Annotated in this window: 7 protein-coding genes; 4 read left to right on the forward strand and 3 right to left on the reverse strand. The window is 70.9% G+C overall.

Features of this window, described 5'->3' with window-relative positions; genetic code table 11:
• The 3 genes from RIF89_RS10255 to RIF89_RS10265 all read left to right on the forward strand — a co-directional run.
• On the forward strand, positions 1 to 886 hold an 886-nt coding region (locus RIF89_RS10255; RefSeq protein WP_309069014.1), incomplete at its 5' end, for a family 1 glycosylhydrolase.
• Between the two features lie 7 nt (positions 887 to 893).
• Positions 894 to 1,943: a LacI family DNA-binding transcriptional regulator gene (locus RIF89_RS10260; protein ID WP_309069015.1), complete on the forward strand. Its 1,050-nt coding sequence runs from the start codon at positions 894 to 896 to the stop codon at positions 1,941 to 1,943.
• Between the two features lie 44 nt (positions 1,944 to 1,987).
• On the forward strand, positions 1,988 to 2,341 hold the full coding sequence (locus RIF89_RS10265; protein ID WP_309069016.1) for a PLDc N-terminal domain-containing protein: 354 nt from the start codon (positions 1,988 to 1,990) through the stop codon (positions 2,339 to 2,341).
• Between the two features lie 589 nt (positions 2,342 to 2,930).
• On the opposite strand, the gene RIF89_RS10270 is transcribed toward RIF89_RS10265, so the two are convergent.
• From RIF89_RS10270 to RIF89_RS10280, 3 genes are all read right to left on the reverse strand, one after another.
• On the reverse strand, positions 2,931 to 3,368 hold the full coding sequence (locus RIF89_RS10270; RefSeq protein WP_309069017.1) for a VOC family protein: 438 nt from the start codon (positions 3,366 to 3,368) through the stop codon (positions 2,931 to 2,933).
• Between the two features lies 1 nt (position 3,369).
• Positions 3,370 to 3,723, reverse strand: a complete 354-nt coding sequence (locus RIF89_RS10275; RefSeq protein ID WP_309069018.1) for a DUF1801 domain-containing protein — start codon at positions 3,721 to 3,723, stop codon at positions 3,370 to 3,372.
• Between the two features lie 77 nt (positions 3,724 to 3,800).
• Positions 3,801 to 5,123 (reverse strand): solute carrier family 23 protein, encoded by a 1,323-nt coding sequence (locus tag RIF89_RS10280; RefSeq protein ID WP_309069019.1) that lies wholly within the window; start codon positions 5,121 to 5,123, stop codon positions 3,801 to 3,803.
• Positions 5,124 to 5,344: 221 nt separating this feature from the next.
• On the opposite strand from RIF89_RS10280, the gene RIF89_RS10285 reads away from it, so the two are divergent.
• Positions 5,345 to 5,536 (forward strand): hypothetical protein, encoded by a 192-nt coding sequence (locus RIF89_RS10285; protein ID WP_309069020.1) that lies wholly within the window; start codon positions 5,345 to 5,347, stop codon positions 5,534 to 5,536.
• Positions 5,537 to 5,645 lie beyond the last annotated feature (109 nt).

Genomic DNA, 5,645 nt, shown 5'->3' on the forward strand with positions numbered 1-5,645 from the left:
CCACCACCTGCTGCTCTCCCACGGGCGCACGGTCCAGGAGCTCCGGGCGCGCGACGCCGCACTCGAGTTCGGCATCACGCTCAACCTGACGAACGGCGAGCCGGTGGATCCGGCCGACCCCGCAGACCAGGACGCCGCCCGTCGCGTGGACGGCCAGTTCAACCGCTGGTTCCTGGACCCGATCTTCCGCGGTCAGTACCCCGCTGACATCGTGGCGGACATCCGCGGGGTCGACGCCGACGCCGTGGCGGCGTTCGAGGCCGCCGTGCAGGACGGCGACCTCGCCGTCGTCTCCACGCCGATCGACTTCCTGGGCGTGAACTACTACCACGGCGAGTACGTCACGGGTCATGTGCCCGCCGACCCCGCGCCGAAGGGGGAGGCGCCGACCGACTGGCCGAAGCGCTCGCCCTTCCCGGCGATGGACGGCGTGCACTGGGCCGAGCGCGGCTTCGCCCGCACGAGCATGAACTGGGAGGTCGACTTCGCGGGCCTCACGAACCTGCTCAATCGCGTCGCGGCCGACTACGCCGCTCCCGCCGGCGTGCCGCTGTACGTCACGGAGAACGGCGCGGCGTACGACGACGTGGTCGCGGACGGTCAGGTGCACGACGTCGAGCGCCTCGAGTTCGTGCGCGGACACCTCACGGCCGTGCTCGACGCGATCGACGCCGGCAGCGACGTTCGGGGATACTTCTACTGGTCGCTGCTCGACAACTACGAGTGGGCCTGGGGGTACGAGAAGCGGTTCGGCATCGTCCGCGTCGACTACGACACGCAGGTCCGCACGATCAAGGACAGCGGCCACGAGTACGCGAGGATCATCGCGGCGCGTTCGGTCGAGGGATCGAGCGTCGCGAGGGTCGAAGCGCCGGTCCTCGGCTAGGAGACGGATGGAACGACCCAGCACCACGACGGTTCCTCGAGCGGGGGCCGCGCGGGGGGCGACCGCGGCGACGATCGAGGAGGTCGCGGCGCGCGCCGGGGTCTCCCGATCGACCGTCTCGCGTGTGCTGGGCGGAGGCGACCGCGTCAGTCCCGCGGCGCTCGAGTCGGTGCGCCGCGCGATCGACGAGCTGGCGTACGTTCCGAACCGAGCGGCCCGCTCGCTCGCCAGCCGGCAGACGCTCGCGATCGCACTGGTGGTGCCCGAGGACACCAAGCGCTTCTTCGGCGACCCGTTCTTCGCGGCGATCGTCGGCGGCATCAACGGCCGGCTCGCGTCCACCGAGTACCTGCTCAATCTCTTCATCGCCTCGGGCGACCCGGGCGACAAGACCTCCAACTACCTCGTCGGCGGCAACGTCGACGGGGCTCTGATCGTGTCGCACCACGCGTCGAACACGTTCCTCGAGCGGATCCACCGCGCGGTTCCGGTCGTGTTCGGTGGCCGGCCGGTCGCGGCCGACGGATCCGGCTACTACTTCGTGGACGTCGACAACGTCGAGGGCGGACGGATCGCCACGCGCTACCTCGTCGAGCGCGGGCACCGAAGGATCGCGACGATCACGGGCCCGCTCGACATGGCGGTGGGATCCGACCGTCTGCAGGGGTACCGCGAGGTGCTGGCGGAAGCGGGCCTGCCGGCGGGGCCCGCCGAGAACGGCGACTTCACGGTCGAGGGCGGCGCCGCGGCGATGGCGCGGATCCTCGCTGCCGGCGACCCGCCCGACGCCCTGTTCGTGGCGAGCGACCTGATGGCGCGAGGCGCGCTCGGCGTGCTGCAGGCGCACGGCCTGCGCGTGCCCGGCGACATCCCGATCGTGGGCTTCGACGACTCTCCCGTGGCCACCGAGATCGCCCCGCGGCTCACGACCGTGCGTCAGCCGTCGCGCGAGCAGGGCGAGGCGATGACCGACGTGCTGCTCGCGCGGCTCGCCGGCGAGGAGCCGCCGCGCGCGACCCTCCTGCAGGCCGAGCTGGTCATCCGCGAGACGGCCTGAATCCGCTCTCGACGTGGGGTTTCGCCGACCGATAACGTGACGGCATGCCGTTCGTCTTCTCGCTGCTGGTGCTGGCGTTCTCGGTCGTCACGCTGATCGACATCATCACGCGCGACGAGGGTCAGGTGAAGCATCTGCCGAAGCTCGTCTGGATGATCCTGGCGATCCTGCTGCCGATCGTGGGCGGCATCGTGTGGTGGGCAGCGGGACGCGTGTACGCCGAGCGTCCAGCCCGCGCGCCGCGGATGGCGATGCCGGCGCCGGTGCGGATCGTGGACGACCGCAGGATGGACAGCCGTACGACCGAGCAGCAGCTGGCCGACCTCGAACGCGAGATCGAGGCCGATCGCCTGCGCGCCGAGATCGCGCGTCGCAAGGCCGAGCGCGGCGAGGCCTGACGCCGGGCGCGTTCCTCGAACCCGCACGCGTTCGCCGCTGCCGCTCGCGAACCCGCACCTCCTCGCCGTCCCGTCACGCGATCACGCGCGGGGACGGGGAAGTCACACGGGCTCGGCGACCACCTCGACCTTGAACCCCGACGCGTTCTCGAGCCAGCCCGCGTAGTGATCCGCTCCGCCGGCGTGCGGGTAGCGATCCTGGTACACCGGCGTCCACCCGTGACGGGGCGCGTCGGCAATGATCCGGTCGACGTGGGCCCGCGATCCGCCGCGGAAGGCGAGGCGAGGTGATTGAGCCCCGCTCTCCGCCGATCGTGATCACCGGCCCGGAGGGGAGCCTCGGTGAACGTCAGGTACAGGCCGCCCGCACCCCACGTGAAGCCGCCCGCCCATGCGCTCCCGCGGACCCATCCGAGCCGGTCGAGCAGCCATTCCCACTCGGACGCGGCGCGCTCGGCGGAGGCCACCCAGATCTCCACGTGATGCAGGCCCGGATCCATCCCGCCATCGTAGGCGCGAGCCGCCGTCCGGAGCGGCGCAGGCAGTCGCCGTCGATGAGCTGCACGACGTGTCCTCTCGGTCGCGCGCCTCAGCCCTTCGTGAGGTCCTGGGCGAGCATCACGATGATGCCGCTCGGGCCGCGCAGGTAGGTGAGCTTGTAGACATCCTGGTAGTTCGCGACGCCGCGCAGCGGGTGGCAGCCGTGCCGTGCGGCGATCTCCAGCGCCGCGTCGATGTCGTCGACCGAGAACGCGACGCGGTGCATCCCGATCTCGTTCGGCAGGGTGGGATCCGTCTCGATCGCATCGGGATGCAGGTACTCGAACAGCTCGAGCCGCCTGGCACCGTCGGGCGTCTGCAGGATGGCGATGCGCGCGTGGTTGCCGTCCAGCCCGACCGCGGTGTCGGCCCACTCGCCGCTGATCGTGTCGCGACCGGCGACCGCGAGGCCCAGATCCGTGAAAAAGGCGATCGCCTGCTCGATGTCGCGCACCGCGATGCCGACGTTCTCGAGCTTGATCGCCACGTCAGCCCTCCTTCGCGTCGATCTCGTCGCGACGCATCACGATGATGCGGTCGAGCACAGCGGACGGGATGGGCTGCTCGGGCGAGAAGCGGATCGTTCCCTTCGAGAGCGAGAAGCCCACGAGATCGGCTTCGACCTCGCTCACGAGCGATCCGCTGAACGGGAACAGCGACAGGTGCGACTTCGTCTGCGTGACAGCGAGCAGCGGGCGTCCGCGATGCAGCAGCGCCGGCATGCCGTAGCCGGTGCCCTCGGTCGCGTCGGGCACGAGCTCCCGGGCTCGCTCGTGGATCCGGGTGAGGACGCCGCGGACGGGCTCGTCCCGCGAGGCGATGTAGTCCGTGACGGTGCCCATGCGGACATCCTGTCGCCCGAGCCGGAGGTGCGGAAGGGCGTCCGGCGGGAGTCGGGCACCCTTCCTCGCCGAGCGGATCAGTCCTGCGGGTCGCCGCCGAGCGGGCCCACCGCGGGGATGGGGCCGCCGTCGTCCGCGCCGGACTTGCGGGCCCGGGCGATGAGGTTGCCGAGGTGGTAGATCGTCAGCGCCGCGATCGTGCCGAGCACGATGCCGCCGAGCTGGAACGCATCCCACTGCATCGTGAAGCCGGCGATGCCGATCACGAGCGCGACCGCGGCGGTGTACTGGTTCACGGGACGCGAGAAGTCGACGCGATTGTCGACCCAGATCTTGATGCCGATGATCCCGATCAGGCCGTACAGCGCGGTCGTGACGCCGCCGAGCACGCCGGCGGGGATCGAGTTGAAGATCGCGCCGATCTTGGGCGAGAACGCGAGCAGGATCGCCACGATGCCCGCCACCCAGTAGACGGCGGTCGAGTACACCCGGGTCGCGGCCATCACGCCGATGTTCTCGCCGTAGGTCGTGGTGCCGGATCCGCCGCCGACGCCCGCCAGGGTGGTCGCGACGCCGTCGGCGATCAGCGCGCGGCCGGTGTGCTGATTCACGGAGGCGTCCGTCATGGTCGCAACGCCGCGCACGTGGCCGACGTTCTCCGCCACGAGCACCAGCACGACGGGCAGGAACATCGCGATGGTCGACCAGGTGCCGGCCGACGCGAAGTCGGGCACGTGGAACTCGGGCAGGCCGATCCATTCGGCGTCGCCGACCCTGCTGAAGTCGAGCTTGCCCGTGAGAGCTGCGAACACGTATCCGACGATCACGCCGAGGAAGATCGAGATCCGGCCCAGGAAGCCCTTGAACAGCACCGAGAACAGGATGACGGCGGCGAGCGTGACCGTGGCGGTGAGCGCGTCGGCCTTGTAGTTCTGCCACGCCGTGGGCGCCAGGTTGAAGCCGATCAGTGCGACGATCGCACCCGCGACCACCGGCGGCATGAGCTTGTCGACCCAGCCGAGGCCCGCGACCTGCACCACGACGCCCACCAGGGCGAGCAGCACGCCCACCGCGACCACGCCCGCGAGCGCGGAGCCCATGCCGCCGGACGCCGTCGCGGCCGTGATCGGCGCGATGAACGCGAAGGAGGAGCCGAGGTAGCTGGGCAGGCGGTTGCGCGTGATGAGCAGGAACAGCAGCGTGCCGAGACCGCTGAACAGCAGCGTGGTCGACACGGGGAAGCCCGTGATGGTCGGCACGAGGAACGTGGCGCCGAACATCGCGACGACGTGCTGCACGCCCATCGCGATCGTCGCGGGCCAGTTCAGGCGCTCGCTCGGCGCGACGACGCTGCCGGGCTCGACAGTGCGGCCGTTGCCGTGGAGAGTCCACAGGGGCATGAGGCTCCTCGGGGAAGGGGATCGAAGTGGGGAATCGATCCACGATACTTCCTGACGCGATCGCGCCCGCGGAACGACGCGTCCCGCACGCTCTCCCAGACACCGGGATCCCGCGCCCCCCGGCCCGAACCCCGTCTATCCGGCGGCGCAGGACGTGGCTAGCCTGTGACGCGTCGGACGCCATCCGGCGCCGGTCATCGGTCACGCAAGGGAGCGTCGCCATGAAGAAGCCGTCCACGTGGCTCACCGCCGTCTCGCTCGGCACGGCCGCGCTCCTGCTCCTGACCGGCGGCGCCGTCGCTCCGGCCACGGCCGTCCCCGTCGCCGCAACCGCGGCCGACACGACGCACTCGGAACCCGCCACGCGCGGCAAGCCCGGGCCGCTGACGGAGCGCTGCACATCGGCGCCGTGAACTTCCGCGACGCGCTCCTGATCGACGGCGGAGCCGGATGGATGAATCCGGACGAGGTCCGCACGCTCACCGACGCCGTGTACGCGACGTGCGATCCGCTCGACGGCGC

The sequence above is a fragment of the Microbacterium sp. genome, from assembly GCF_031178525.1.
GTDB lineage: Bacteria > Actinomycetota > Actinomycetes > Actinomycetales > Microbacteriaceae > Microbacterium.